This window comes from Antrihabitans cavernicola, from assembly GCF_008297975.1.
Classification (GTDB): Bacteria; Actinomycetota; Actinomycetes; order Mycobacteriales; family Mycobacteriaceae; genus Antrihabitans; species Antrihabitans cavernicola.
On the sequence record NZ_VLNY01000008.1, the window covers coordinates 1 to 25,574 of the forward strand.

General features: G+C 62.9%; 27 protein-coding genes. 20 read left to right on the forward strand and 7 right to left on the reverse strand.

What is annotated here, in order from left to right; all coding sequences use genetic code 11:
* Positions 1-40: 40 nt before the first annotated feature.
* Both FOY51_RS17030 and FOY51_RS17035 read left to right on the forward strand, forming a co-directional pair.
* The gene (locus FOY51_RS17030) at positions 41-580 is read left to right on the forward strand and encodes a DUF222 domain-containing protein (protein ID WP_235916463.1); all 540 of its coding nucleotides are present in this window, start codon (positions 41-43) and stop codon (positions 578-580) included.
* Positions 581-650: 70 nt separating this feature from the next.
* Positions 651-1,427, forward strand: coding sequence for an SDR family NAD(P)-dependent oxidoreductase (locus tag FOY51_RS17035; RefSeq protein ID WP_149431467.1), 777 nt, complete (start codon positions 651-653; stop codon positions 1,425-1,427).
* Positions 1,428-1,449: 22 nt separating this feature from the next.
* On the opposite strand, the gene FOY51_RS17040 is transcribed toward FOY51_RS17035, so the two are convergent.
* The gene (locus tag FOY51_RS17040; RefSeq protein WP_235916428.1) at positions 1,450-1,767 is read right to left on the reverse strand and encodes a hypothetical protein; all 318 of its coding nucleotides are present in this window, start codon (positions 1,765-1,767) and stop codon (positions 1,450-1,452) included.
* Positions 1,768-1,927: 160 nt separating this feature from the next.
* Between FOY51_RS17040 and FOY51_RS17045 the strand changes: the two genes are divergently transcribed.
* Positions 1,928-3,283 (forward strand): diguanylate cyclase domain-containing protein, encoded by a 1,356-nt coding sequence (locus tag FOY51_RS17045; protein WP_187776364.1) that lies wholly within the window; start codon positions 1,928-1,930, stop codon positions 3,281-3,283.
* Between the two features lie 16 nt (positions 3,284-3,299).
* Here FOY51_RS17045 and FOY51_RS17050 read toward each other — a convergent pair whose 3' ends face one another.
* Positions 3,300-4,022: an SDR family oxidoreductase gene (locus FOY51_RS17050; protein WP_149431469.1), complete on the reverse strand. Its 723-nt coding sequence runs from the start codon at positions 4,020-4,022 to the stop codon at positions 3,300-3,302.
* Between the two features lie 59 nt (positions 4,023-4,081).
* Between FOY51_RS17050 and FOY51_RS17055 the strand changes: the two genes are divergently transcribed.
* Complete coding sequence (locus FOY51_RS17055; RefSeq protein WP_149431470.1) at positions 4,082-4,666, forward strand: TetR/AcrR family transcriptional regulator; 585 nt, start codon at positions 4,082-4,084, stop codon at positions 4,664-4,666.
* An 11-nt stretch (positions 4,667-4,677) separates the two neighbouring features.
* On the opposite strand, the gene FOY51_RS27635 is transcribed toward FOY51_RS17055, so the two are convergent.
* Entirely contained in the window at positions 4,678-5,079 is a 402-nt protein-coding gene (locus FOY51_RS27635) for a nitroreductase/quinone reductase family protein (RefSeq protein ID WP_235916465.1), read from the reverse strand.
* 1,118 nt (positions 5,080-6,197) lie between these two features.
* Between FOY51_RS27635 and FOY51_RS17065 the strand changes: the two genes are divergently transcribed.
* Positions 6,198-6,683 (forward strand): hypothetical protein, encoded by a 486-nt coding sequence (locus FOY51_RS17065; protein ID WP_149431472.1) that lies wholly within the window; start codon positions 6,198-6,200, stop codon positions 6,681-6,683.
* A gap of 151 nt (positions 6,684-6,834) precedes the next feature.
* Positions 6,835-8,565, forward strand: a complete 1,731-nt coding sequence (locus FOY51_RS17070) for an MFS transporter (RefSeq protein ID WP_149431473.1) — start codon at positions 6,835-6,837, stop codon at positions 8,563-8,565.
* Here the strand turns inward: FOY51_RS17070 and FOY51_RS17075 are convergent.
* A complete protein-coding gene (locus FOY51_RS17075; RefSeq protein ID WP_214633112.1) occupies positions 8,562-9,293 on the reverse strand; it encodes a FadR/GntR family transcriptional regulator in 732 nt (243 codons plus the stop codon). The two genes, FOY51_RS17070 and FOY51_RS17075, sit on opposite strands and share 4 nt — an antisense overlap.
* A 160-nt stretch (positions 9,294-9,453) precedes the next feature.
* Between FOY51_RS17075 and FOY51_RS17080 the strand changes: the two genes are divergently transcribed.
* The 8 genes from FOY51_RS17080 to FOY51_RS17115 all read left to right on the forward strand — a co-directional run bounded on the left by FOY51_RS17080 (position 9,454) and on the right by FOY51_RS17115 (position 16,743).
* Positions 9,454-10,923, forward strand: a complete 1,470-nt coding sequence (locus FOY51_RS17080) for an MFS transporter (protein WP_149431474.1) — start codon at positions 9,454-9,456, stop codon at positions 10,921-10,923.
* 27 nt (positions 10,924-10,950) lie between these two features.
* Complete coding sequence (locus tag FOY51_RS17085) at positions 10,951-11,877, forward strand: dihydrodipicolinate synthase family protein (protein WP_149431475.1); 927 nt, start codon at positions 10,951-10,953, stop codon at positions 11,875-11,877.
* Positions 11,874-12,815, forward strand: coding sequence for an ROK family protein (locus FOY51_RS17090; protein WP_149431476.1), 942 nt, complete (start codon positions 11,874-11,876; stop codon positions 12,813-12,815). The genes FOY51_RS17085 and FOY51_RS17090 overlap by 4 nt, the downstream gene beginning before the upstream one ends.
* A complete protein-coding gene (locus FOY51_RS17095; RefSeq protein ID WP_149431477.1) occupies positions 12,812-13,483 on the forward strand; it encodes an N-acetylmannosamine-6-phosphate 2-epimerase in 672 nt (223 codons plus the stop codon). Before FOY51_RS17090 ends, FOY51_RS17095 begins: the two co-directional genes overlap by 4 nt.
* Before the next feature lie 13 nt (positions 13,484-13,496).
* The gene (gene nagB / locus FOY51_RS17100; RefSeq protein ID WP_149431478.1) at positions 13,497-14,282 is read left to right on the forward strand and encodes a glucosamine-6-phosphate deaminase; all 786 of its coding nucleotides are present in this window, start codon (positions 13,497-13,499) and stop codon (positions 14,280-14,282) included.
* 52 nt (positions 14,283-14,334) lie between these two features.
* Positions 14,335-14,880 (forward strand): EXLDI protein, encoded by a 546-nt coding sequence (locus FOY51_RS17105; protein WP_149431479.1) that lies wholly within the window; start codon positions 14,335-14,337, stop codon positions 14,878-14,880.
* A gap of 118 nt (positions 14,881-14,998) precedes the next feature.
* A complete protein-coding gene (locus FOY51_RS17110) occupies positions 14,999-15,955 on the forward strand; it encodes an ATP-binding cassette domain-containing protein (RefSeq protein ID WP_149431480.1) in 957 nt (318 codons plus the stop codon).
* The gene (locus tag FOY51_RS17115) at positions 15,955-16,743 is read left to right on the forward strand and encodes an ABC transporter permease (protein ID WP_149431481.1); all 789 of its coding nucleotides are present in this window, start codon (positions 15,955-15,957) and stop codon (positions 16,741-16,743) included. Before FOY51_RS17110 ends, FOY51_RS17115 begins: the two co-directional genes overlap by 1 nt.
* Before the next feature lie 7 nt (positions 16,744-16,750).
* Here FOY51_RS17115 and FOY51_RS17120 read toward each other — a convergent pair whose 3' ends face one another.
* The gene (locus tag FOY51_RS17120) at positions 16,751-18,175 is read right to left on the reverse strand and encodes an arylsulfotransferase family protein (protein WP_235916429.1); all 1,425 of its coding nucleotides are present in this window, start codon (positions 18,173-18,175) and stop codon (positions 16,751-16,753) included.
* 89 nt (positions 18,176-18,264) lie between these two features.
* Here FOY51_RS17120 and FOY51_RS17125 point away from each other — a divergent pair, with 89 nt between their 5' ends.
* The 4 genes from FOY51_RS17125 (at position 18,265) to FOY51_RS17145 (ending at position 23,155) form a co-directional block, all read left to right on the forward strand.
* The gene (locus FOY51_RS17125) at positions 18,265-18,492 is read left to right on the forward strand and encodes a hypothetical protein (RefSeq protein ID WP_149431483.1); all 228 of its coding nucleotides are present in this window, start codon (positions 18,265-18,267) and stop codon (positions 18,490-18,492) included.
* Between the two features lie 268 nt (positions 18,493-18,760).
* Positions 18,761-19,768, forward strand: a complete 1,008-nt coding sequence (locus tag FOY51_RS17135; protein ID WP_235916431.1) for an alpha/beta hydrolase — start codon at positions 18,761-18,763, stop codon at positions 19,766-19,768.
* Between the two features lie 105 nt (positions 19,769-19,873).
* On the forward strand, positions 19,874-21,121 hold the full coding sequence (locus tag FOY51_RS17140) for an ATP-grasp domain-containing protein (RefSeq protein WP_149431484.1): 1,248 nt from the start codon (positions 19,874-19,876) through the stop codon (positions 21,119-21,121).
* 36 nt (positions 21,122-21,157) lie between these two features.
* Positions 21,158-23,155, forward strand: coding sequence for a hypothetical protein (locus FOY51_RS17145; RefSeq protein ID WP_149431485.1), 1,998 nt, complete (start codon positions 21,158-21,160; stop codon positions 23,153-23,155).
* A gap of 72 nt (positions 23,156-23,227) precedes the next feature.
* On the opposite strand, the gene FOY51_RS17150 is transcribed toward FOY51_RS17145, so the two are convergent.
* Entirely contained in the window at positions 23,228-23,710 is a 483-nt protein-coding gene (locus tag FOY51_RS17150; RefSeq protein ID WP_149431486.1) for an SRPBCC family protein, read from the reverse strand.
* A gap of 41 nt (positions 23,711-23,751) precedes the next feature.
* Here FOY51_RS17150 and FOY51_RS17155 point away from each other — a divergent pair, with 41 nt between their 5' ends.
* The gene (locus FOY51_RS17155; protein ID WP_149431487.1) at positions 23,752-24,087 is read left to right on the forward strand and encodes a DMT family transporter; all 336 of its coding nucleotides are present in this window, start codon (positions 23,752-23,754) and stop codon (positions 24,085-24,087) included.
* Entirely contained in the window at positions 24,087-24,407 is a 321-nt protein-coding gene (locus FOY51_RS17160) for a DMT family transporter (RefSeq protein WP_149431488.1), read from the forward strand. The genes FOY51_RS17155 and FOY51_RS17160 overlap by 1 nt, the downstream gene beginning before the upstream one ends.
* Here FOY51_RS17160 and FOY51_RS17165 read toward each other — a convergent pair.
* Positions 24,382-25,548: an epoxide hydrolase family protein gene (locus tag FOY51_RS17165; RefSeq protein WP_149431489.1), complete on the reverse strand. Its 1,167-nt coding sequence runs from the start codon at positions 25,546-25,548 to the stop codon at positions 24,382-24,384. The genes FOY51_RS17160 and FOY51_RS17165 overlap by 26 nt on opposite strands.
* Positions 25,549-25,574 lie beyond the last annotated feature (26 nt).

A 25,574-nucleotide genomic window follows, 5' to 3' on the forward strand; every position in this document is an offset into this window, starting at 1 on the left:
CGGCAGCCACCGCGGACTCCCCGTCACCGCGATCATCACCATGACCCTCGATCAACTCGAAGAAGCCGCCGGAGTCGCGACCACCGCGACCGGTGGCCGTATCCCCGTTTCCGACGCGTTGAAGATGGCGGAAAAGACGCGACCGTGGTTGGCGATCTTCGACCACGCCGGCCGACCACTGCACCTCGGCAGAACCAGCCGCCTCGCCAGCGGCGAGCAACGCCTGATCCTGATTCCCTTCGATAGGGGGTGCACCAAACCCCGATGCGACAAGCCACCATCGCTGTGCGCGGTTCATCACGTCAAAGACTGGGTGGAAGGTGGAGAAACCGATATCGACGGCGAAACCTTCGCCTGCGACGGCTGCCACGCCCTCATCACCAAAACCGAGACCGGTTGGCAAACCATCAAAGCCGACGACGATCATGAATTCCCCGGGCGAACTCTGTGGATACCACCGAAACACATCGATCCCGAACAAAAGCCGAGAATCAACCACTGCCACCACCCAGAAGAATTGCTCGACCGAGCAATCGAAGCCGCGAATGGCCGAGAACCTCCTGATGACGATGCCGCATAGTCGGTCGCCCTCTTTGACGTTGCGCCAAGCCACTGACAACGTCGATCCCGACGCGCCATATATTCGAGTAATGGACATCACAGGAGTAAGTGCAATCGTCACCGGCGGCGCGTCGGGCATCGGAGCTGCCGCTGCTCGTCAGCTCGCGGCCAAGGGCGCGAAAGTCGTTGTAGCGGACCTCAATGCAGAAAAAGGCCAGGCGCTCGCGGACGAGATCGGCGGCGCATTCGTGACCGTCGACGTCACCAACACAGAGCAGATCAAGGACGCCATCGCCAAGGCAGAGGAACTCGGTCCGCTGCGCGTGCTGGTCAACTCGGCCGGGATCGGTTGGGCCTCACGCACCATCGGGCGCGATGGCTCCTACGACTCTGCCTTCGACCTCGACGCATTCACCAAGGTCATCAAGATCAACCTCATCGGCTCGTTCGATGCCCTCCGCCTGGCGGCAACGGCCATGAGCCGCACCGAACCGCTTGCCGACGGTGAGCGCGGCGCGATCGTCAACATGGCGTCCGCCGCCGCATTCGACGGCCAGATCGGACAGGCCGCCTATTCCGCGTCCAAAGGCGGCATTGTTGGCATGACCTTGCCGGTCGCCCGTGATCTCTCGGCTGTCGGCATCCGTGTGAACACCATCGCACCAGGACTGATCGACACGCCCATTTACGGCACCGGTGAAGCCTCGGAGGCCTTCAAGGCCAAGCTCGGCGAGAGCGTGCTGTTTCCGAAGCGCCTCGGCGACGGCGACCACATCGCGTCGATGGTCGTCGAGCTGGTCACCAACTCGTACATGAATGCCGAGACGATCCGCGTCGACGGTGGAATCCGGATGCCACCCAAGTAGCACTCACTCCCAAGTAACGCAGCTACTGGCGCACCAACCACCGCCACCGCGGGATCTCGAAAACGATTGTGGCGATCACAAGCACCACGCAGAGGACCGCAACGATCGGATTCCACACGATCCACGGTGCAATCGCCGCCGCGGCGAGGGTGAGCGCCAGAATCGCAATCGTCACGACCCCCGGGACCGGAACCAGCACTTGCTTCTTGTCCTGGGGCGTTGCGAACACAGTCGGCAGGCCGATGAGCACGATTACCGAGAGCACGGCGAGAATGGGAGAAACCGACCACAACGCCCAGGGCGTCGCCACCCACGCGATGATCTCTGTCAGAAATCGCAAGGGCGAGAGGCCATGTGGCGGTGCAGGCTGCTGTTCGATGCGTTCAGATTCGCACGAAAGCTGCTCGCCCGGGACGCCCTGGCGCAATTCTTTCGCTAAATACCCGATGATCGGTACTCTTTATCCGTCGGGCTGGACGCAAGGGGCGGTGGGGGCGAAAGTGATCGCTTCGGACGACGTGGCACGGCTTGCCGGTGCCTGGTGGCGTGCGGTCTCGCCCACCGCGTTCTTTCCGGCGTCGAGCGTCGTCATGATCCGCACACTGAGCGCGTTGCTGATCGAGTGTGCAGACGCGATCGAGGCCGAGTCGCTCGATCGCAGGCTCGGCGAGCGCATCGGTGCCGACTTGATTCGCCTCGGCCTCACCAATCCCGACGGACTCGCACACACGATGGACGTGCTGGCCGGTCTCGCCGACATCATGCCCCGCCCAGAATCGACACTGCGGCTCAACCATTTGCTCGGCTCGATCGCCAAGGGGTACGCCGTCGAACTGCGGAACAGAACGCTCGCTCATCAGGAGGCGATTCATCACGCGATGGCATCGACTCGGCAAGCCGCGGCGGACGCACTTCGCCTCAGCGACGCGAGGTTTCGCGTGGTTTTCGAGAACGCCGCCATCGCAATCCTCATCGGTGACAGCAAAGGCATTCTGCTCGACGCGAATCCGACCATCACGCGCATGTTCGGCCGATCCGTCGACGAGCTGCGCGGGACGTCGATGGTCGACTTCGTCCAAGCCTCCGATCGTGCCGACGTTCTCGCGCGAGTCGCGAGCGACCTTGCGGGCCCGGACGGCGGAAGTGTGCGCTTCGACAGTCGCTATCCCACCCGCGACGGCGTCAGCGGTTGGGTGTCGTTGACCCTCACCAGAATCAACGGTGCTGGCGCGGCTGATTCCTACATTCTGGCCGTCGGGCAGGACGTCACCGAACGACGGCAGCTTCAGGACGAGCTACACCATCAGTCCCGGCACGATCCGCTCACCGGCATCCCCAACCGACTCATGTTGCGCGAGCGACTGATCGAACTGATCGACGCGGCGGGCACCGACGATCGGATCGGACTGTGTTTCCTCGATCTCGACGACTTCAAGGACATCAACGACCGCCACGGCCACAGCACCGGCGACCGCTTGCTCGCCGAAGTGGCGAGCCGATTGCACACGCAGGTGACGCGCGATGGCAATCTGGTCGCTCGAATCGGTGGTGACGAATTCGTCGTCCTGATTCCCTCGCCACCCGACGACGACGCCGTAGTCGACGTTGCCGCAAGCCTTTTCGAGGCGTTGAACGAACCGCTCGAAGCCGACGGTCGGCAATTCTCGATCTCGGCGAGCATCGGTATGTCCGCACCGAGGATCGCGGGCACCGACCCGGACGCGTTGCTCGACGACGCCGATACCGGCATGTACCAGGCGAAGGCGCGCGGCCGCGGGCAGTGGGTGATGCACAACGGTCACAACGGCGTCGAAACCTTCGGCGGATCCGTGCGGCCCGAGCGGGTCGCCGACTGACGCCTGCACCGACAGCTCAGCCGACGCTCACCAGCCTTGCGCCACCATCGGTTTCGATGATGGTGCCGGTCGTGTTCGGATTCGTCGCTGCAAGTACGACGACGTCCGCGACATCGTCCGCGGTGGCAATCCTGCGGGCCGGCAACGACGACGACGCCGCTGTGAAGTATGCGGCCTTCGCTTCGTCGGGAAGTCCACTCCACCATGGGGTGTCGACCAGGCCGGGTGAGACACCGTTGACGCGGATCGGCGCCAACTCGACGGCCAGCGGCTTCACCAACGCTTCGACGGCGCCGTTGATCGACGCAATTCCCGCACTTCCCGGCATCCCGGAGCGTGCTGTCGTCGCACCGATCACCGTGATGGAACCGGTGCCGCTGAGGTACGGCAGCGCAGCCTGGACCGTTGTGATGTGTGCCCAGAACTTGGCGTCGAATGCCCGCCGCAGGACATCGAGGTCCAAGTCGGCCAATGGGCCTACGCCATCGCTTCCGCTGACTGTGACGATCAACCAATCGATGGTTCCGATTGTTCTGCAAAGGTTTTCGATGTCCGCGCGGCTTCCGGCATCGGCCTGATGCACGACCAGTTCGGAGTGCGCCGCGGCCACCGTGTCCAGCCGCTCTCTGCTCCGTCCGGCCACGTGGACCTCTGCGCCGTGCGCGCGTTGCAGCTTCAGCGCCGTCGCGAGACCGATGCCCGATGTGCCTCCGACGATCAATGCTGTGGGGTTCGACATGTCATTCTCCTATTTCTAACCGGACCGTCTCGTATTGCAATAGGCTAGCATGAGAGTCGATGACGAGCACCGATGAAAAACGACCCGGCCGTAAGCGCAGCGAAGACACGCGGCGCTCGATTCTCGGCGCCGCGCTCGAGTTGGTGAGCGAAGGCGGATACGCGAGCCTGTCGATCGAAGGGATCGCAGCGCGGGCCGGCGCGAGCAAGCAGACCGTCTACCGATGGTGGCCGTCGAAGGCAGACGTGCTGCTGGACGCGATCGCAACCAAGGCAGAGCTGGCAATCACCACTGACGACACCGGTTCGTTCGCCGGTGATGTGCGCAGCTTCGTCACCGAGAGCATCGCGGTCGGTGCCCACGATCAGGTGCGACGCGTCTTGCGAATCCTGATGGCGCAGGCGCAGATCGACGAAGAATTCGCCGTCCGATTCCGGGAGGGCTTCCTGGACAGGCGTCGAATCGCACTGAAATCCATCATCGACCGTGCGCGCTCACACGGCGACCTGGATTCGGCGTTGAGCCCGGACACCATGTGCGACATCGTGTTCGGCACCTTCTGGTACCAAATACTCGTTACGGATGGAGATTTCGACGACGACCTTGCCGACCAGTTGGCCTTTGCGGTCACCGGCAGACCCTGATGGCCGCTTCCTCAGTCGAGATCGATCCGCACCGTCAGCAAATTCGAACCGATTATCCCGACGACCGCGCTGTTGAGCCTGGGTAGTTCGCGCAATCGCTCGCGCGGATCGTCGCCGTCGACGATCACCGCGGTACCGGTCCGCCAAACCCCCCGGAGTTGGAGACGGACGTTCGAGTCCGCGATCAGATTCTGTACGTACTGCGACTTACGGCCGAATTCCGACACCATCCAGTACGTGGATCCGACCAGCCTGCCGCCGACCGGCGTCTGCCGCGGCAGGCCACTCTTGCGGCCGGTGGTCTCCAAGACGGCCTGGCTGCTCATCAGCCGCGCTACCCGCCGCCCGATCGGGTTCGCGACTCTGCGCTGTACCGGCGTGCTCACACGGTGCCGAATATCCAACGGCGGCAACGACGGAACGCCCGCTCGTCTCGCTCGCACCAACCCGATCCGATCAACTGTGCCCACGCCCGCGCGCCACGCCAGCTTGCTGGCCGGGATCGAATAGCTCTGCCGAGTGTGCGGCGCGTACAACGCTGTGTCGCCGTCGCTCTCGACCCAGCCGGTCATAACGATCTGACTCGCACCGAGGTTGCCCTCGGTGAAGGCGTGGCCGGTGAGACCGGCTCGGCGCGCGCCCGCCGGAAGCAAACCGTTCGGCAGCGCCACGCGGATGCCCGCGGGTGAATCCTCGACTTTGCCCACCGGCGCGACCACCGGATAGCCGTCGGCACCCACCCAACCCAGCAGCCGATGCGGGAGCCCGCTCAGCGTACGAGTCGCTTTGGCCACATCGATTCGCGGGACGACACCTTTTTCGGGTGGCACCTGTGACGGCGTGAGTTCTGTCGGTTCCGGGCGACCGATAACTGTTGGCATGTCGGTGCATTCGCGATCGGCGAACGCCAGGATGCGCTGCACCCGCACGCGGACGACGACGCGGTCCCACCAGAACGGCCCGTCCCACCAGTTCCAGAACGGTCCACCCAGTGTGCCGGGGCCGAGCGCGAGGCCGGGTCGTTCGAAGAGCGGTTCCAGTTCGGAGCGATCGGGGTGCCACGAGAAGGTGGCATCGCCCTGGGCGATCACGAAGTCGTCGCCTTCCGCGGTGCCGTGCTCGCGCGCATGGAAAACCACTGCGACAGAGGGGTTGTCCGCCAACCGTCGCAGTTTCTTGAATGCGGCGAGATTGCTGGTGAACGTCAATGTCCCAGTCTCGCTGTCCCAGCCGAAGTTGTTCACGGCGGACACGACGACGCCTTGGCGGGGCGTCACGTGTGCAAGTGCGACCGTGAGGTCACCGTCGAGAATGTCGTCGAGTTCGCGCGTTGCGGTCGTCACGCTGCACAAGGCTATTGGTAGTCGGCGCCGCGTGCATCGTGCCGAGAGCGGAGCGACGTCTCCACCCACGGTAGGAGAGCACACCGGGTAACGGACAGGCATCGCTTGTGGATTCCCGCTAACACCGACCCGGTTGTGAACGACACTGCTTACTGAAGGTAATCATCTGAGAGAGGAAGGTCGACGACATGTCAGCGATCAATATGAAGAAGGCCGCCGGTGTTCTCGCGGCAGTCGCCGTCGTTCCCGTGTTCGCGGGCGGTTTCGCACACGCCGAAACGCCTGGCACCGTGTATTTCTCGGCTTCAATCTTCAATTGTTCGATCAACGACGCCGGAGATGTCGGGTGTGACGCCTCCTACCCCCGATCGATGTTCATCGACGTGAACGCCGGCAGCGGCGACGCTTCCATCCCGGTGCCGTTCCCGGTCAGCCAGGTCGTCATCGATGTGCCTTGGGCGCCAGCGCATCCCGGCTTCGCGCCAGGAGCTCATACGTTGCCCGGTGGAAATCCCAACATCAGCGTCGTTGGCCACCCGTCCGGCTCGGGAGCAACGTCCGGCTCCGAGGTGACTCACGCAGGCGCCAGCTGCTCGACCGGATTCCACGGCAGCTTCAGTTGCACATCGAAGGGCCACAACTTCAGTTACTACGAATCGATCATGGCAAACTGACGGCACACCGTGATCAGGTTGGGGATCCGACCTGATCACGGCCCGTGTTTCGCCGGGATGATCTTGTCTCCGTTCGCATCTTGACGCGGGTTCGCCGGGAGGGCTAAGTTCAGCCAACCCTATGACCTAGATCACAATTAGCGAGGCAGCAATGGTCGGGACTCTAGTTCGGCCACACGATCCCGATCATCCACTCAGGACAGAACCGCGCGGCATCAGTCGACTGTGGAGGCGGGAGCTCAACAGCTACCCCGACCCGGCTCGCCGATACTTCTACCTCGGCATCACGGTGTTGGCCACGGTGGTGTCCTACTACGAGCTCTACGTTCAGGGCACCGTCGCAACGAAAATCATCGCGGACTACCAGATCACGTTCTTCCAGTTCGTCATGTTCGCGGCGATCGGCAACCTGCTCGGCGCCTTCGCGTCGGTGGCCGCCGGACTCGCAGACCGTTGGGGCCGTGCGAATTTGGTGGTCGGCGGGCTGGTGCTCACCGCACTCCTGACGGCATTCGCGTTGCCGTACGCCCCGAACGGGCTGACCTACCTGTACCTCTTCGCCGTACTGAACATCGTCGAAGGCGTCACTCTCGTCGCGACTCCTGCACTGATCAGGGACTTTTCGCCGCAGCTGGGGCGGGCGTCGGCCATGGGATTCTGGACGTTGGGTCCGGTGCTCGGCAGCCTCGTCGCGGCCGCGGTATCGACCAACACGCTCGACGACCATCCGGACTGGCGTTTCCAGTTCCACGTCGCAGGCATCGTCGGCATCGTGGTGGCAGTGATTGCGCTGCTGGGGATTCGAGAGTTGTCGCCACGCCTGCGCGATCAGCTGATGGTCAGTGTTCGCGACCGTCAGGTCATCGAGGCGCGCGCGGCAGGCATCGACCCGGAGCAAGCGCTGAAGGGCAGCTGGCGGCAGATGATGAAGTTCGACATCATCGGCTCGGCCTTCGCGATCGCCCTGTTCTTGCTCTTCTACTACATCTTCGTCGGCTTCTTCGTCGTCTACTACGGAACCGTGTTCGGCTACTCCGAGGCACGGGCCAACGGCCTCGCCAATTGGTATTGGGTGAGCAACGCGATCACGTTGGTGATCTGCGGCGTGCTCTCCGACAAGCTACGAGTGCGCAAGCCATTCATGTTGGTGGGGGCCATCATTGCGGTGGTCGGGTCGGGCATCTTCGCAAGCCTTGCGACGAAACCCGATACGTCGTACTACACCTTCGCGATCGCTCTGATGATCATCGCCATCGGTGCCGGGTTGGTGTTCTGCGCCTGGATGGCCGGCTTCACCGAGACGGTCGAGAAGTACAACCCGGCGGCGTCGGCGACCGGGCTCGCGGTGTGGGGCGGCACCCTGCGCACGGTGGTGACGATCGCTCTCATCGTGTTCGTGTTGGTGCTGCCCGCAACGTCGACGCTCGCCGATCACGGCCCGCGGTTGCAGCGCGTCGTTGCTGCGAACTCGGAGAACATCGCGACCGCGCAGGCGCTCTCACCCGAGACTCTCGCTGGGCTGCAAAAGGATCCGCCGGATCTGACCGCGGCGACGTCGGCCTTGGATCAGATCGTCAAGGCCGGTCTGGCCCCGAATCAGGACGCGGCGATTCAGCGACTTCTGAAGCTCGGCAGCAACCCGATTCCCGCCAACGATCAGTGGTATCTGAAGACGTACGGTGCTGATGTTCAGCAAGCCCAGAAGGACAATCCCGGGCAGTGGCAGAACTGGTGGTGGGCGTGCTTCGTCGGCCAAATCCTGTTCATACCATTCATTTTCATCATGTCCGGTCGGTGGAGCCCGAAGAAGGCACGCGAAGACGCCGAGGCACATGCGGCGAAGGTGCGGGACGAGCTGGCGAAGCTGGAGGCCCGCGGTTAGGGCCGCTCCTGGTTCTCCACCATGCGAGCACGGACCGGCACGTAGTGATCGCGGATGGCCGTGCGGAATTGCTCCGCGTCGCCACGCTCGATCGCGTCGAGAATGGCGATGTGCGCGCGTGCTGTCTCGTGCAGGTCGGTGTTCGGGCCGAGTGAGTGCGACGCAACCGCGTGCACATCCCAGAAGGCGCCGGTGAGCTCGACGGCCAGCGCGTTCCCTGTCGTCTGCATGAGGATCAGGTGGAACTGACGATCTTCGGCACGAAAGTCTTCGCCCCGGTCGGCCTTCTCCTCCATCGTCGTGGTGAGGCGCCGCATCGTGAGCGCCGCCTGGGGCGAGAGGCTGTCGATGATGGTTTCCGCGAGGCTGGTTTCGATGAGCTGACGAACATCGATCAGGTCCGCGAGCACGTGATGGTCGGAACCTGCGTTGAGCATCCCGCGGAACGCCAACGACTGGACCATCGCCGTCAGACCCATCTGCCCCACGTAGGTGCCGTACCCGTGACGAACTTCGACGATATCGAGCGCCGAGAGAGTCTTCATCGCCTCGCGGATGCCGGAGCGGCTCACGCTCAACTGCTCGCTCAGCTCCTTCTCCGTCGGCAGCGGACTGCCCGGGGCCAGCTGGTTCAGCAGGATGTATTCCTTGATGCGGTCCACCACCGATAGCGGGCGATCCCTACCGGAAACGTCCAGCTCGGGCATTCCTGCCAGTCCTTGCGGCATTTCCCGCACCCTTCCGTCGTAGACATCCGACATCATATGTCGAGAATCATCCCCAGGGCACCGTAAATCGCAGGTAGATCGACTGTTGCCAACATCACATCGAAGAGTTACCGTACTGGAGGACATCAGACGTCCGACATCCTCAGAAAGATTCGAGCACATGACCTCAACCGCACAGCGCACGCCCAACGGTGGTGCTTGGTATCGGGACCTTTCGCCAAGTCAGTGGAAGGCGTTCGTGGCCGCTTGGCTCGGCTATCTGCTCGACGGATTCGACTTCGTCATCATCACGCTCGTGCTCACCGAGGTGATCGACGAGTTCGATCTGTCGAAGACCGCGGGCGCGACCCTGGTGTCGGCCGCGTTCATCTCGAGATGGTTCGGCGGTCTGGCGTTGGGCGCCTTTGCCGATCGTTTCGGCCGCAAGAGCGCGATGGTACTGAGCATCGTCGTCTTCTCGGTGGGTTCGGTGCTCTGCGCCTTGTCGCCGGCATATTGGACGTTGTTCGTGGCACGTCTGATGATCGGCATCGGTATGGCGGGCGAATACGGTTCGAGTTCCACCTACGTGATCGAGTCCTGGCCAGAGCACATGCGCAACAAGGCATCCGGGTTTCTGATCAGTGGCTTCTCCATCGGTGCTGTCATCTCCGCCCAGATCTACGGCTTGATCGTTCCGCATTTCGGTTGGCGCGCCTTGTTCGCCGTCGGTCTGGTCCCGATCGCATTGGCACTCTGGCTGCGCCGCACGTTGCCGGAATCCGAGGATTGGGAGGCGGCGCAGAAAGCCAAGCAGACGACTGCACGGCGCGTTCCCGACATGTTCACCACTCTGTACAAGACCCGACGCTCGCCGATCAACGTTGCCCTCACCGTGGTGACATTCGCTGCGCTGCTTGCGATCTTCACGCAGTCGGTGACCGGTCCGATCGTCCTGGTCCCGCTCGCGCTGTTGTGCGCCGGCGTGTTCGTCTACTTCATGATTCAGTTCGAGGGCCCGCGATGGCCGACGGGCGTCATGTTGATGATTGTGGTGTTCACTGCGTTTCTGTACTCGTGGCCCATCCAGTCGTTGCTCCCGACGTATCTCAAAACCGACTTGGGACTGGACCCCGCCCACGTCGCGCACATCCTGTTCTTCTCCGGCTTCGGTGCTGCGGCGGGGTGCATCCTCGCCGGCTTCACCGGCGATCGGTTCGGTACCCGCAAGGCGTACTGGATGAGCTTGGTCGTATCGGAGATTCTGATCTTTCCCGTGTTCCTGATCGGCGGACACAACCTGTATGTACTTGCGGCGCTGCTGTTTTTGCAGCAGGTCTTCGGCCAGGGCATCGCCGGCCTGCTGCCCAAGTGGATCGGTGGGTACTTCTCCGTCGACAAGCGGGCGGCCGGACTCGGCTTCGCCTACAACGTCGGTGCGCTGGGCGGTGCGGTCGCTCCCGTCCTCGGCACCAGCCTCGCAAGCAACATGTCTCTCGGCACCGCACTCGCCGTGCTGTCGTTCGGTCTGACCGCCGTGGTCATCGTCCTTATCGCGATCAACGCGCCGATGCGGGCGCAGAAACTGCTGCAGTCCAAGCACGTCTGGACATCCGACAGCACCGATCGCATCCCGCAACCCGTTTCCTGACAAGTGTTATCCCAGAAAGGTTTTCCCATGACCAGCACCGCCAAGCTGACCGGCGTCATTCCGCCTGTCGTGACTCCGCTCGACGACGACAGGAGCCTCGACGTCGCATCCTACGAACGAGTGATCAACAGGCTGATCGATGCGGGCGTCGACGGCATCTTCGTTCTCGGCTCCACCAGCGAAGTTGCGTTCTGCACGGACGAGTTGCGCGCTCAGATCATGCGCGAGGCCGTTCGCATAGTCGGTGGCCGTGTTCCCGTTTTGGCCGGTGTGATCGACATGCAGACACCTCGGGTGCTCGCGCACATCGATACCGCTCGGCGGGCAGGCGTGGACGCCGTCGTGGCGACGGCACCGTTCTACGCCATCACGCACGCGGCGCAGATAAAGAAGCATTTCGAGATTCTCGGTGCGCGATCGGAACTTCCGTTGTACGCCTACGACATTCCCGTGTGCGTACACACGAAGCTCGATCCCGACATGTTGGTGGACCTGGGTCTCAGCGGTGCCATCGCCGGTGTCAAGGACTCGTCGAACGACGATGTCGCGTTCCGTCGCCTGGCATTGAAGAATCGCGACGCGGGGGAACCGCTGACGCTGTTCACCGGCCACGAGTTCGTCGTGGACGGCGCCTATCTATCGGGGGCGCACGGCTCCGTACCGGGCTTGAGTAACGTCGATCCCGAGGGATATGTGCGCCTGCACAAGGCATTCCAGCGGGGCGACTGGGCTGGCCTCCAGCTCGAACAGGATCGGCTGGCACAGCTGATGGAGATCTGCCTTTGCCCGCGCGGCGTTACCGGCTGGGGTGCGGGCGTCGGCGCCTTCAAGACAGCCCTCATGCTGCAGGGCGTCATCAGCACCAACCAGGTGCCGGAACCGTTCGATGCGCTCACCGGTGCCGACGTCGATGCGGTCAAGCTGATCCTCGACAAGTTCGGACCGCAGGCGTGACCGTCGACCCTGATGGCACGGTCGTCGGGGTCGACCTCGGCGGCACGAAAATCACTGCTGGGCTGGTTCTTTCCGGCGGACGCGTTGTCGACGAGGTGACCGTCGCAACCCCCGCGAGGCAGGGTGCGGACGCTGTTGTCAGCGCGGTTGTTGCGGTGGTGCAGCAGGTGATCGACATGAACGACCGACACCCGATCGGTATCGGCATCGGTTCGGCAGGGGTCATCGGCGATCGAGGCGAAGTACTTGCCGCGACCGATCACCTCCTCGGCTGGGCCGGAGCACCGTTGGCAGCCTCCGTCGAAAAGGCCACGGGATTAAGAACTCTCGCGATCAACGACGTCCACGCGCATGCACTCGGCGAAGCCCGCCACGGTGCAGGCCGAGGAATGGGCGTTGTTCTCGTCGTCGCCGCGGGCACCGGCCTTGGCGGCGCCGTGGTGGTCGACGGCAAGACGATGATCGGCTCCAGGCATCTCGCCGGGCATCTCGGCCACGTCCCTGCCGCAGAAGCCGGCGATCTCGAGTGCGCCTGCGGTGGACGAGGTCACCTCGAAACCGTCTCGTCCGGGCCGGGATTGGTCACGGTGTATCGGCGTGCGGGCGGAATCGCCGACGATGCTCGGCAGGTGGTTGCCGCAGCCGAGTCGGGCGACGAGACTGCACGTGCTGCTGTGCACGTGTCCGGTCGTGCGCTCGGCCGCGCCATCGGCGGCTGGATCAACATGATCGATCCCGATGTCGTCGTCGTATCCGGTGGTCTCGCCCAAGCCGGGACAATCTGGTGGGATGCGTTGGACCGTGGCGCACGCGGCGAACTGATTCCTCTTGCGTCCGGGTGCCCGATCCTGAAGTCCCAACTGGGCTCGCGCGCTTCGATTCTCGGCGCCGCCTCGCTGTTCGCCGATACGCACCGATACCAGGAGCAGCATTCGTGAACCCCCTCATCGCATCGCTTCGAGGCGGCCTAATCGTCTCCTGTCAGGCCTATCCCGGTGAGCCGCTGCGGCATCCGGAAACCATGGCGCAGATGGCCGAGGCCGTGGTCGCGGGCGGTGCCGTCGCCGTTCGTGCTCAAGGACTGGCCGACTGTGCGCTCATCAAGCAACGCGTATCGGTACCGGTCATCGGTCTCTGGAAAGACGGCAAGGACGGCGTCTTCATCACGCCGACCCTGCAGCACGCCATAGCTGTTCGCAATTGCGGCGTCGACGTGGTCGCACTCGACGGCACCCGGCGGCAGCGACCCGACGGGTTGACGTTCGCCGACACCGTCGAGAGACTCCGCGCGGCCGGACCTGTCGTTGTGATGGCGGACTGCGGATCTCTTGCTGACGCGCGAGCTGCTCGCGACGCCGGGGTCGATGCCATCGGCACCACCCTCGCTGGATATTCCGGCGATCGACCGAAGTCCGACGGGCCGGACCTCGACCTTCTCGCCGATATCGTGAGCGCCGTGCCCGACGTTCCGATCATTGCCGAAGGCCGCGTCCACACGCCGGAACAGGCCCGCCAGGCTCTGGAGGCCGGCGCGCACGCCGTGGTCGTCGGCACGGCCATCACCCACCCGACCACGATCACCGGCTGGTTCGTCGGCAGACTGTAGAGGAGTATTCGACATGGAGGTCGTCATCACCGAGACCGCGGCGAAAGCTGGGGCGCTCGGCGCCGACGCCATCACCGAACTTGTTGCACGCCAACCGAACGCCGTGCTCGGACTCGCAACCGGTTCCAGCCCGCTCGCCGTGTACGACGAACTCGGGCAGCGGGTCCGAGCAGGCACGTTGTCGCTGGCTGCGACGCAGGCGTTCATGCTTGACGAGTACGTCGGCCTACCTGCCGATCACCCCGAGCGCTATCGAAACGTCATCGAGCGTGAGTTCGTCGGGCGCGTCGACATCGATTCCGCGCGGGTACACGGACCGGACGGTCGTGCAGCCGATCTCGCCGCTGCTGCCGCGGACTACGAGGACCAGATCGCCGCAGCGGGCGGCGTCGACCTGCAGATCCTGGGGATCGGCACGGACGGGCACATTGCGTTCAACGAGCCGGGATCGTCGTTGGCGTCGCGGACACGCGTGAAAACCCTGACGCACCAGACGCGTGCCGACAACGCGCGCTTCTTCGGCGGCGACATCGAGGCGGTGCCGCAGCATTGCCTCACGCAAGGCATCGGAACGATCATGAACGCGCGTCACATCATGTTGCTGGCGTCGGGCCGTGGAAAAGCCGAGGCGGTTCATCAGCTGGTCGAGGGACCGATTTCGGCGATGTGGCCCGGGACCATTCTGCAGATGCATCAGCACGTCACGGTGCTGATCGACACCGCCGCCGCGTCGAGGCTGCAGCTCGCCACCTACTTCACCGAGACCTACACCGCCAAGCCGTGCTGGCAGGGGTTTTAGGTCTTTCCGTCACCCCTTGCCTTATATGTATAAACGTACGTATATTGACCTTGTGCCCAACAAGACGATCTATGTGTCCGACGACGATCTACCGCTGTTCCAGCGCGCGCAGGAACTGGTGGGTGGGAACTTGTCGGGCGCCATCGTCACGGCATTGAATCGCTTCATCGAAATCGAAGAGGGTCGCCAAGCCGGGTACGAGGACGTCGTCGTCCGCGTCGGCCTCGACGGCGCGCGCAAGCAACGCTTCTCGGGGCGTCTACTCGCGGACTGGAATCGCAGCAACAACTCCGGCGAAGTGATGGAGCGCTACAAGATCTACCAGGGGCGCACCGGAAAGTTCGTCGTCCACCTGCAGCGATCCGATTGGAACGAGTGGCAGAAATGGCGAAAGGACGAGTCCGGCAATTGGCTGAAAGACCTCACCGGCTTCACCAGTTTGCGATCGATGCTCGGCGTCAGCAACCCCGATTGGGGTGACTACACAGTGCAGGTGGTCGAGACGCTCGACGAACTGCGAGATCTCCTGCCGGGCAAGCTTTATCGCGTGGTGGTCGATGCGGTGGAAAATCCGCACGTCGAGGAACTCGACGTCTGACCACGCGCTGATCTACCCCGTTCTACTCAACCGATAACGCGATAGCCCAACTCACGCGGCTCGTCGCTCGATGACGCATGCCTACATGCGCACAATTCTATGAGAGGAAATTCCAGTCATGAGACCAGACGAACGACCATCTGCAATCTCGATTGCGGGCCTCCACAAGGCATTCGGCGACAAAGTGGTACTAGACGGCATCGACATCGAAGTGCCTGCGGGAACGGTATTTTCGCTGCTCGGCCCGAATGGGGCGGGCAAGACCACCATGGTCGAAATTCTCTCCACGCTGCTCAGCTTGGATTCCGGGACTGTGCGCGTTGCGGGTCATGACGTGGTCGACGAGTCTGATGCTGTACGCGGACTGATCGGCGTCACCGGACAGTTCGCCGCAGTCGACGACTTGCTGACCGGCGAAGAGAACCTGATGCTGATGGGCGATCTGCATCACCTCGGACGACGCGAAAGTCGTCGGCGGGCAACGGAACTGCTGGACCGGTTCGAATTGGGGGACGCCGCGGGAGCAATGGCGAAGACGTATTCGGGCGGCATGACGCGCAGGCTGGACGTCGCGATGACGTTGATCGGCAACCCGCGGATCATCTTCCTCGACGAACCGACCACCGGTCTCGATCCCCGCAGTCGACGTGCGGTGTGGGACATCGTTCGCGGCTTGGTCGGTGACGGTGTGACCGTCTTTCTCACCACGCAGTATCTGGACGAGGCCGATCAGCTCGCGGACCGTGTCGCCGTACTCGACCGCGGCAAGATCGTTGCCGAGGGCACGCCGGGCGAACTCAAGCGGATGGTTCCCGGTGGGCACGTGAGCATGCAATTCTCCACAATCGTCGACTTAGACGCTGCTGCAAGCCTTCTCGACGATGGAACTCGCAACGACGATGTGCTCACCCTGCAGGTTCCCAGCGACGGCGGCTTGCGATCGTTGCGCGCTCTGCTCGGCCGCCTCGACGATGCGGCCGTCGAGCCCGAAGGCCTTTCGGTGCACACCCCCGATCTGGACGACGTGTTTCTGACCCTCACGGGTCGCCCTTCCGTTGACAAGGAGATTGCGTGATGAGTGCTACCTACGCGTTGACCGATTCGGTAACCATGCTGCGGCGCAACCTCGTTCGGTTTCGCAGATACCCAGCGATGTCGACGATGATCATCCTGATTCCGATCATCCTCATGCTGATGTTCGACTTCTTCTTCGGTGGCGCGCTGAAAGGTGCCATCGGCGGCGACGCAGCCTTGGGCGGAAAGTACGTCAACTACCTTGTGCCAGGGCTGATTCTCATGATTCCGGCCTACATGATCGTGTCCGTTGCGGTGTCCGTCTGCAGCGATATGACCAAGGGCATCGTGAAACGGTTTCGCACGATGCAGGTTTCGCCGTCGTCGATCCTGTTCGGCCACGTGATCGGTGCCATGATTCAAGCGATGCTCAGCGTGACCGCCTTGATCGCGGTGGCACTGCTGATCGGCTTTCGTCCTACTGCCGGCGTTGTCGAATGGTGTGCCGCGGCCGGCCTGTTCGCGATGACGGTGTTCGCATTCGTCTGGCTGGCAGCAGGTTTCGGTCTTGCTGCCAAAACGCCGGAAAGTGCGAGCAACATGCCTTTTCCGATCATGATGTTGCCCTACCTGGGTAGCGGGCTGGTGCCCACCGAGGGGATGCCCGCCGGTGTTCGGCAGTTCGCGCAGTATCAGCCGTTCAGCCCGATTGCCGAGACGCTGCGCGGATTGCTGATGGGTACCGCGATCGGCAACAACGGCGTCATTGCGATTGCCTGGTGCGTCGGCATCGGCGTAATCGGCTATGTCTGGTCGACAACCACCTTCCGCAGGAAGACCACCGCCTGAGGTGCCCTCACGCTCTTACGGTGTCGCTTTCGCCGACGACGGCTCCTGCCGAATCGAGCGCTTGGATTCGGTAGGAGCCTGGAGCGTGCCCCGCAGGAATGGTGGTGTCGATGCCTGCCCATTCAGTCACCGACTGCGGCAGCAGATTTCGTTCGTCGTCACCGTGCAGCAAGCGCCATCGGGCAACTCCTGTCGCGCCGTTCCACACCGCGTGTGCGCTGCCGCCGGTGAATGTCAACCGTGGGCGGTCGACCGGATGCCCGGTCCAGGGATCGAAGAAGGCGCGATAGGTACCCAGCGGCAACGACGCGTCGTAGAGCAGATCGCCGCTGGGTGAGACCTCGGAGATGTGCGGTGCGGTACCCCAACTCGCGAAGGTGTCACCCTTCGGCAGCGCCTGCGCGTTCCCTGTGGCGAACGTGACCAGGCCTGCGGGGTGGGTCTGATTGCGGACCAAGGTCGCGGTATGGCGCCGATAGTCCAAGGAGATCCACTGCAGGCTCGACAACCCCTGCGGTACAACACCTTCGACGTTGTTGTCGAACAGACGAATCGTGCTGGAATCGGCAAATTCCGCATCGTGTTGACCCGCAAAGGCGACGCCGGGGCCCATCGTGAAACTCGAATGCTTTCCGCCGAGCTGCCAATCGACAGTGCCGGTATGTGCGTCGACGTCGTAGATCGTCGAGGTGCCGCGGAACGAGATGAGCAGATTGCCTTGGGGATCAAGGGAAATCGCGTTCATGTGGTACGGATCGTACGTGGTGATCGCCGTGGCGAGAGGTCCGTAGTTCATCACGGTGTCGGTCAGCGGGACATGCTGCATCGCGTCCCACGCGAACAGCACCTTCTTGGTGGCAACGTCGACCACCGAGGCGATGCAGTCGAGCATCTCTCCGTTCTTGGGTCCCCCGACCGGACTCAAATCCGCGGTGACCTCCTTGTACGAGGTGATCAGCGCATGGCCGTCCGGCGTGAGGCGGAACTCGTGCACATCGGACGACAAGCCGCCGCCGGGAGTCAGCGTCTCGATGACGCGGTAATGATCGTCTGCGATGTAGTCGACACCTGATCCGTGCCCGCCGTTGGATGTGCCCTGCCACCAGGTGAGCACAGGCTTGCCCTGATACAGCTGGGTGCGGAAATTGCTCACGCCCTGGCCGGGCGGCGGTGTGTAGCGCCAGACTTCGCGCCCTGATTTGTCGACGATGACGTTGGCCGGTGCGGCGGTCGGCAGCGCGGATACCTGTTCGGGAACGGTGACCGCCGCAGACAGTCCCGTCGTGTAGAAGACGTAACCAGGATTTCCGTCGGGCTCGTCGACATTCACGGTGTAGGCGGCCGCGCCGATCGGGAACGTCGGCAGGAGTGGACCTGCCGCGGCTACGTTCGCCGAATTCATCGCGATGGCGAGCGCGATCGCAATCGGCACGATTGGGAGATTCCACCGAAAACGCTTCTGCATCAGTCCCTCTCCTGGCGACGTCGACGCCGTGTGCAGAATAGTGCCAATCTGGTGGCATGACACACAGCAGTGGATTCGGAGCAACCGACCGTGTACTCGAGCTTCAGCAAGCGGGTGAGCTGAACGGCCTCGGCGAGCCGAAGGGCCTCGAGGTGCTGGTCAATCACATCGCCAGCTTCGTGTTGTTCAACGTGAAATCCAAGACCGATCCGACCGACAAGGGGCACGCCTTCTCGTATTCGGAAGCCAAGGCGTACATCCTGGCGCAGCCGGACCGAGGCTGACTGCTGACTCGTGGACATCACCCAGTTGATCCTCGATGACCATCACGAGCAACGTCGTCTGTTCGCCTTGCTCGAGCAGATCGACAGCAGCGACGTTCCGAGTCTCACGGCCGTGTGGGGCAGGCTCGCCACATTCTTGGATCTCCATGCCGAAGCAGAGGAGGGTGGAGCCCGTCGACAAAGGTCCGGAGGAGTACATCGACGAGCACCTTCGCTCCGGCGACTGATTCGGCGGTCTGACACCGCGATCTGTGTTTAGGTTGCGAACGTGCCCGGATCCCATGCTCGGCTCATCCCGTTGTTCCGTCTCGCCGCGGTGTTGGTCGCTGCGGTCTGCGCGGTGGTCGGATCGGGTGCCGTTTCCGCAGCTGCGCCCGGGGACGCGTCCGCTGTCGTATCGATTCGACCGATAGGTGGACGGCAATTGGCCGTCACCGTGTTTTCGGCGGCGATGAATCGGCAGATCCCGTTGTGGGTGTCGCACCCCGCCGGCTCGGCGCCCGCGCTGTATCTACTCAACGGCGTCGACGGCGGCGAGGACGGTGGTGCGTGGACCGGCCGCACCGATGTCGCGTCGTTCTTCGCGGACAAGAACGTGAACGTGGTGGTGCCGCTGGCGGGGCGTGCGAGCTACTACACGGATTGGCAGAACGACGATCCGGTTCTCGGCCGCAACAAGTGGACTACCTTCCTCACCCGGGAATTGCCGCCGCTCCTGAACGCGACGTTCGGCATGACAGGTCGCAATGCGATCGCCGGACTGTCGATGTCGGCGACGTCAGCGTTGAACCTGGCGATTCACGCCCCGGGCCTGTATCAGGCGGTCGGGTCGTACAGCGGCTGCGCGCGCACCAGCGACCCGATGGCGCAGGCCCTGGTGTACTCGCAGTTGGCTGCGTTCGGTGCCAATGCGGCCAACATGTGGGGTGCGCCCGGCAATCCTGCGTGGGTCGACAACGATCCGACCGTTCAGGCCGCTCGGCTGCGTGGCACCCAGCTCTACATTTCGGCGGGCAACGGCATCCCCGGTCCCCATGAGACGCTGAACTCTCCTGGGATCGACGGGAACGTCGGCGCACTCATGGACCGAGCGATGGTCGGCGGCGGCATGGAGGCAGTGGTCAACCAGTGCACGCGACCGCTGATCGACAGGCTGAATGCTCTGAACGTTCCGGCCACGGTGAACATGCGTCCGACCGGCACACACGGCTGGCCGTACTGGCAGGACGATCTCCACACGTCGTGGCCGATGCTCGCCGGCGCGATTGGTGTATAAGCCGATTCGATGTAGTGTCTGAACCGCAGTGTTTGAATTTGTCACTGTTTGGGTAACGCTATAAAAAGTGTAAATTGGAACTTTTACGTGAGAGGTGACAACGGTTTGTCGGTTGCAACATCTGAATCGAAAGTTCGAAACCCGGAAAAAGGCTTTGTCGCCTTGTTGGGTTGGAGTCTGAATGCGATCGAGGCGGTCGATCGCTTCGATAGACGCTATATCGTGGTTGCCCCGGAGTGGGCCGAAGAGTATTGCACCGCGCACAACATTCCTTATGTTCCGTGGAATTTCGAGCGATTGAACGATCGCTCTCTCGAGATTGCCGAGACGTTGAAGGAAAAGGGCGTCGACGTCGCGATTCCGCTGTTCGAAGAGACCGTCGAATGGGCGGGCGCCATCAACTCGGTGCTGCTGGACAATCCGCGCCTGTTCGGTCAAGCCATGCTGCTTCGCGACAAGGCCCTGATGAAGCGCCGCGCGCAGCTCGGCGGGATCCGTGTCGGCATCTTCGAAGAGGCCCACGAGCGCGACGACGTGATCCGTTTCCTCAAGCGCGTCAATCAAACGCTGCTGAAGTTGGACGGCGATCCGAACGACCCGATCCACCTCAAGGCATTCGACAAGGCCGGCTGCCTGGGACATCGGGTCATTCGCACCCCGGACGAGGTGGACACCATCCCGGACGAGGAGTTTCCGGTGCTCATGGAGTCGCACCTGGACGGGTGGGAGTTCGCTGTCGAGGCGTGGGTGCACAACGGCAAGATCGCGTTCCTCAACATCTCCGAGTACGTGACGCTTGGCTACTCCGTTTTCGTTCCCGCAACGCCGGAGCTGGAGAAGTATCGCCCGGAGATCACCCGGCAGATCGAAAAGCTGATCAAGACTTTCGATATCGAATTCGGATTCATTCACCCGGAATACTTCGTGACCAGCGACGGCGAAATGTACTTCGGCGAGGTTGCGTACCGGCCGCCAGGCTTCAAAGTTTTCGAATTGTTGGAGCGCGCCTACGGATTCAATGCATACCAGGGATTGGTGCTGTCGTTCGATCCGAAAACGACGGCGGAAGAAATCGACGCATTCTTTCCGACCGAAGTTGTCGACGCGAAGGGTCACGCGGGGTGCTTCGGTGTGTATCCGCGTCGCCGCGTCGTCAACAAATTGGAAATGCCGGAAGAGACCGAAGATCACGATTACTTCGAGTCGCATGAATTGACTGCGCCCGTCGAAGAAACGGTGACCAAACGCACGGCATTCGGTACTCATTGGGGTTTGCTCTATTTCTTCGGTGATGATCCCTACCAAATGCGCGATCTGTTGAAACGACAGGAAGACCTCGACTTCTACGTCTGATCGACCCAATTGCAGCGGATACGTGAGGATCGTCGGTTGAACTCGACCAGCAGTAGCAGTACGACGCTGGACAAGCGTCTCTCCGGGCTCGACGAGGCGACGAAATCGCTGGCCGCGAGCAGCGACTTCGGTAAACAGGTCAAATTGCGCCCGGTGTTGGACGCGATCCGCCTCGTCCTGCTGCAGCCGGACGGGTGTGCGGCGATTCGGGAACGGTCGGCCGACCTGGAATCGGCAGGCCTGTTTCTTGGCACGGACTGGGCGTCGCCGCAGATCCTGGTCCCTGCACTGAGCAAGGCATCGTTGCGCAGCCCGAACGCCGACGTCGTGGTGCTCGAAGCGGCGAACGAGCTGCGCTTGCTAGCGGTGACCAAGGGCGACTACGTGCACGAGCTGATCTCCGCCGAGGACGCCGGTCACCATCTGTCGCAGGTGCTGGCGATCAACCTGTCGCTGCTGTTCACCGCGCCCAGTGAGGCGGAGCGTGAGCAGCAGGGTCGTATGGCCAAGGTGACGCGCTCGCTGATGCGGTACCTGGGCGAGGGCGTGGGGTACGAGAACATCCTCGACCACCTGGTGGAGGAGATCTGGCGAATCCTGCGGCAGCGCCCCATCCAGGTGGATCAGGTCAAACAAATGATCACGCAGATCGCGGTCTATCGCAGCAACCCGGACATCGATCTCGGAGCGAACAGCGGTGGCGCGGATCGATTGATCAGCAGCTTGTTCGGCACTACCGATGCGTGTCGGGAGGATCCGGGCGTCGACGTCTACCGCAGTCGACTCGACGCGATGGACAGCAGCGCATTGCAATTCGAGGCGGCCGGGTTCGCGCGTGCGATGCACGACACCGGCCTGGTGTCGCCGTATCACGCTGTGCTGCTGCGGTTCCTGCAGGAGAAGGGCGAGTACCTGCTCGGCGAGGCGTTGGGGCTGTCCAGCACCGGTCGCGACTGCTTGCTGTGCTATCACGACCTGGTGCACCGGCTGATCGACGAAGCCGTGCACCCCGAGACGGCGCAGTGCATCTACGGTCTGGCGCTGATGCTCGAACGCGGCATCCTCTACCAGCCGCCGGTGGCTCCCGCGATCTGGCGTCAGCTGGCACAACCACTTTCGGCCAATTCTCGCGAACGATTGGCGCTTGCGTTCGGTCCTGCGCCGGAACCGCGAGCGTGGCTGCTGTCCGGCATGCTGTCGATTCTCGGCCTGCCGTTCGGTGTCGGGCAGGGTGACAATCCCACCTGCCAATCGGCACGTGCACTGTCCATGTGGGCGTACAACGATCCGGACTACCTGCTGCAGACCTTGGTGTGGGCCGCGCGAGACGACGAGATCGTGATGCATTTCGAAGGGCAGTCGATTTCGTCCAACGAGAGCGAATCCGGTGTCGCGACAACTCTTCCCGTCGATCTCGATCCGGTGTCGCTGCTGGTGGTACCGCACCTCGATCGGATCTACGCAGAAATGATGCGTCGTTGTATCGGCCGTGCGGGCGACCCGCACCGCTGGGTCAATCCCGAGTTCCACGGCTGGTGGGCTGGTCGTGGCTTCGCCATCAACGTCGACGTCGAAACCGGGAAACTTGTTGACCTGGAGGACTTTCTGCGGCACTTCTACGCGAACTACCACCCGTTCTACAACGGCAACCAGCCGATCATCCACCCGCAGCCTGCAGGCATCGCTGTCACCGACAGCGCAGCACGCTTCATCGGCTGGCACGCGATCACCATTCTGCGGGTGAGTCTCGACCCGCAGGAGACCATGCGCGTCTACTTCTACAACCCGAACAACGACAGCGGCCAGGATTGGGGCGACGGCGTGGTCGTCAGTACTGCCGGTTGCGGTGAACGCTTCGGTGAGGCATCACTGCCGTTCGAGCAGTTCGCGTCCCGGCTCTACATCTTCCACTTCGACCCGCTAGAGCCTGGCGAATCGGCCAACGTCACGCAGGCCGAGTTGGACAGCGTCGTCGGCTACAACCACCGCAGTTGGGGAGCCGATCGTTTGCCGACCGAAACGATCGAGGCGTAACGCTGCGGACGGTTTAGTGCGGTGCGGGCGAAATTACCTCCGCGCCATGCGAATTTGTCTGCAGCATAGTCGTCAGTCGGGGTGCGTCTCGGCGTAACTCTTCACTGCGGCCATCGTTCGCAGGTTCTCCTTGTCGAAGGCGCTGATGATGAGGCGACGCAAAGGCCGCAGCGCGATGGGCATGTCGATGTCGAGAACCAGCCAGCGGTTCACCAGTGTCGCGCTCTCGTGAGCTTCGAACGAGTAGTGGATATGTACGTCGACGGTGGCTCTGAGCTGGGCGACCTGGATCGTGTGGTGGAAGTCGAGCGAGCCGGGCGGCGCGAAACCGGTGACGGTTCCCCACCACTCCTTGCCGCGCTCGTCGGGTTTGCCGTCGTGGTAGCGGCTACCGAGCCGCACGGGATACGGGTCGACCTCGGTGGTGGCAGCGTACTGATCGGAGCCAGGCAGCCAGCGGCTGTAATTGGGTAGATCGGACAGCAGATCGAAGAGCCGGCCGGGTGGCGCGGCAACGGGGGCCGTGTAGACCTTGTGCCAATGCGACGTGGCCATGCGTCAGCTTCGCACATTTCGGCCGTGGTGGAATTGACGATATGACGAGGTGGCTCCTGCTGGGTTGCGCGATCGTGTCAGAGGTGACCGGGACGCTGTCGCTGAAGGCTGCGCTGGATCACCCGGGATGGTACGTCTTGGTCGCCGTCGGCTATGCAAGTTCCTTCGTGCTGCTGGACCGGGTCTTGCGCGCGGGGCTACCGCTTGGCGTTGCGTACGGGATCTGGGGTGCGGTCGGAGTCGCACTGACCGCAGGCCTGTCGGCGGTGATCTTCGGTGAAACCCTCACTGGCGTAATGATTGTGGGAATGGCGCTGGTGATTGCCGGTGTGCTGTGCATCGAATTGGGGCACGAGCAGAGCGCGCGGGAATCCTGATGGGTTGGATCTTCCTCGCCGTGGCCGTGTTGTCGGAGGTCTGTGGGACATTGTCGTTGCGCGTCGCCGCAAGCGGCCGAAAAGCGTGGTACGCATGGGTTGCCGTCGGCTACGTTCTTGCATTCGTCTTTCTGTCGCTCACCCTGGAGAACGGTGTCGGGCTCGGCGTTGCCTACGGCATCTGGGCCGCAGCAGGCGTCGCATTGACGTCCCTCGCAAGCAAGTTCCTGTTCAAGGAATCACTCACTCCGGTAATGATGTTCGGCATAGTGCTGGTTATGGCGGGTGTGCTGCTCATCGAGACGGGATCGACGCACTGAACTCGCGAATATCGTCGGCCAACAATTCCGGCCGCTCCAGAGCACCGAAATGGCCGCCGCTGTCGGCGTCGGTCCACCGCACGATGTTGTCGTACTGCTCGGCGACGCGGCGAATCGGGATCGAAAGGTCTCGCGGAAACACGACCACCGCAGTCGGGACGGTCGACGGCTCCGGCTTGCTACCCCACCCTCCGGAATGCGCACGCTCGTAATAGATTCGGGCCGACGAGCCTGCGGTGTTGGTGAACCAGTAGATGCTCACGTTGGTAAGCAAGACATCGCGGTCGACGGCATCCTCGGGTAAGCCGTTGTTGTCGGTCCACCGATGAAACTTTTCGATGATCCAGCACAGCTGTCCGACCGGCGAATCCGCCAGTCCGTAGGCAAGTGTCTGCGGCTTGGTGGACTGAATGAAGCCGTAGCCCATCTCTTCTCGGCGAATCGTTCCGAACCGCTGCAGCGATTCGTGCACCTTGCTGCGTTCGTCGTGGGTGAGCGTGCTGAGGTCCATGTCAGGCGGCGGTGCACCCGAGCTGAGCATTGTCAGATGCGCACCGATGACGGCGTCCGGCGCGACCCGCATCAGTTGGTGCGTGATGGTCGCTCCCCAATCGCCGCCGTGCGCCAGGTAACGCTCGTAGCCGAGGCGCTGCATCAACGCCGCCCATGCCTGAGCGACGCGCGTCGGCCCCCACCCGGGATCGGACGTGTGGCCGGAGAACCCGAAACCGGGGATCGTGGGTACGACGACGTGGAACGCGGGTCGGTCATCGGGTGGCGCGGTGAGCGGACCGATCAGTTCGAGGAACTCGATGAACGAACCGGGCCAGCCGTGCGTCAGCAGCAGCGGCGTCGCATCGTCGCGGGACGACCGGACGTGCAGAAAATGCACCTGCGCGCCGTCGATCGTCGTGATGAATTGCGGAAACGCGTTGATGGCGGACTCGTGTGTGCGCCAGTCGTATTCGTCGCGCCAATAGGCTGCCAGCTCGCGGGCGTACGACAACGGCAACCCGTACGACCAGTCGGCAGCCGGTTGCTCGTCCGGCCAGCGCGTGCGGGTCAGTCGATCGTGCAAGTCGTCGACTGCGGATTGCTCCACCCGGACTGTGAACGGCGCGATCGCATCGTCGGTAGCCATATTTCGACGGTAGCCGCCGGGCTGAA

What these genes read in the sequence shown, in the direction of transcription:
- FOY51_RS17115 (WP_149431481.1), top strand. Translation starts at nt 15,955, where the DNA reads ATGAGTGCTACCTACGCGTTGACCGATTCGGTAACCATGCTGCGGCGC.
- FOY51_RS17075 (WP_214633112.1), bottom strand. Translation starts at nt 9,293, where the DNA reads ATGCCGCAAGGACTGGCAGGAATGCCCGAGCTGGACGTTTCCGGTAGG.
- FOY51_RS17080 (WP_149431474.1), top strand. Translation starts at nt 9,454, where the DNA reads ATGACCTCAACCGCACAGCGCACGCCCAACGGTGGTGCTTGGTATCGG.
- FOY51_RS17070 (WP_149431473.1), top strand. Translation starts at nt 6,835, where the DNA reads ATGGTCGGGACTCTAGTTCGGCCACACGATCCCGATCATCCACTCAGG.
- FOY51_RS17160 (WP_149431488.1), top strand. Translation starts at nt 24,087, where the DNA reads ATGGGTTGGATCTTCCTCGCCGTGGCCGTGTTGTCGGAGGTCTGTGGG.
- FOY51_RS17165 (WP_149431489.1), bottom strand. Translation starts at nt 25,548, where the DNA reads ATGGCTACCGACGATGCGATCGCGCCGTTCACAGTCCGGGTGGAGCAA.
- FOY51_RS17050 (WP_149431469.1), bottom strand. Translation starts at nt 4,022, where the DNA reads ATGTCGAACCCCACAGCATTGATCGTCGGAGGCACATCGGGCATCGGT.
- FOY51_RS17110 (WP_149431480.1), top strand. Translation starts at nt 14,999, where the DNA reads ATGAGACCAGACGAACGACCATCTGCAATCTCGATTGCGGGCCTCCAC.
- FOY51_RS17055 (WP_149431470.1), top strand. Translation starts at nt 4,082, where the DNA reads ATGACGAGCACCGATGAAAAACGACCCGGCCGTAAGCGCAGCGAAGAC.
- FOY51_RS17065 (WP_149431472.1), top strand. Translation starts at nt 6,198, where the DNA reads ATGTCAGCGATCAATATGAAGAAGGCCGCCGGTGTTCTCGCGGCAGTC.
- FOY51_RS17150 (WP_149431486.1), bottom strand. Translation starts at nt 23,710, where the DNA reads ATGGCCACGTCGCATTGGCACAAGGTCTACACGGCCCCCGTTGCCGCG.
- FOY51_RS17030 (WP_235916463.1), top strand. Translation starts at nt 41, where the DNA reads ATGACCCTCGATCAACTCGAAGAAGCCGCCGGAGTCGCGACCACCGCG.
- FOY51_RS17155 (WP_149431487.1), top strand. Translation starts at nt 23,752, where the DNA reads ATGACGAGGTGGCTCCTGCTGGGTTGCGCGATCGTGTCAGAGGTGACC.
- nagB (WP_149431478.1), top strand. Translation starts at nt 13,497, where the DNA reads ATGGAGGTCGTCATCACCGAGACCGCGGCGAAAGCTGGGGCGCTCGGC.
- FOY51_RS17125 (WP_149431483.1), top strand. Translation starts at nt 18,265, where the DNA reads ATGACACACAGCAGTGGATTCGGAGCAACCGACCGTGTACTCGAGCTT.
- FOY51_RS17035 (WP_149431467.1), top strand. Translation starts at nt 651, where the DNA reads ATGGACATCACAGGAGTAAGTGCAATCGTCACCGGCGGCGCGTCGGGC.
- FOY51_RS17085 (WP_149431475.1), top strand. Translation starts at nt 10,951, where the DNA reads ATGACCAGCACCGCCAAGCTGACCGGCGTCATTCCGCCTGTCGTGACT.